Consider the following 647-nt stretch of genomic DNA (forward strand, 5'->3'; position numbering starts at 1 on the left):
AAGATGAGGCTGTCGCGCGTGTCTTCGAGCATGACTTCACCGCGCGTGACGTTGCCCGCATCGTCCTTGTCGCCCACTTGCCACAGCGCATCCCACGCGCCCACATCCGACCAGCCGACCGCCAGCGGCACGACGATGCCCTGGCCCAGTTCGGGGTGCTCGTTGAGCTTTTCCATCACGGCGTAGTCGATGGAATCCGACGGGCAGGCGGCGAAGATCGCCTTGTCGACGCGCACGAAGTCGACGTCCCGCTTGGCAGCGGCGACCGCCTCTTCGCACGCCTTGCTGATGGCCGGGGCGAAGGTGACCAGCGCCCGGCGCCAGACGCTGGCGCGCATCATGAAGATGCCGCTGTTCCACAGGTAGTGGCCGGAGGCGACATATTGCTCGGCACGCTCGGCGTTGGGCTTTTCGACGAAGGCCGACAGCGCGCGGGCGGTGGCCGCCCCCGCCACCGGCGTGCCGGTGCGAATGTAGCCGTAGCCGGTCTCGGCCCGGTCCGGGACGATGCCGAAGGTGACCAGCGCCCCGCCCTGGGCGAGCACGTAGCCTTCGTGCATGGCGCGCTGGAAGGCTGCCACATCGACCACCACCTGGTCGGCGGGCATGACCAGCAGCACCGGGTCGTCGCCGTCCTGCTCAGCGAT

Annotated in this window: 1 protein-coding gene; it reads right to left on the reverse strand. The window is 68.6% G+C overall.

Annotation, left to right across the window (positions count from 1 at the left end):
* A partial coding sequence (locus tag ACDA63_RS20150; protein ID WP_373665091.1) for a mannose-1-phosphate guanylyltransferase occupies positions 1–647 on the reverse strand: 647 nt, incomplete at both ends.

Origin of the sequence: Uliginosibacterium sp. sgz301328 (assembly GCF_041807905.1) — a bacterium.
Classification (GTDB): Bacteria; Pseudomonadota; Gammaproteobacteria; order Burkholderiales; family Rhodocyclaceae; genus JBGVSA01.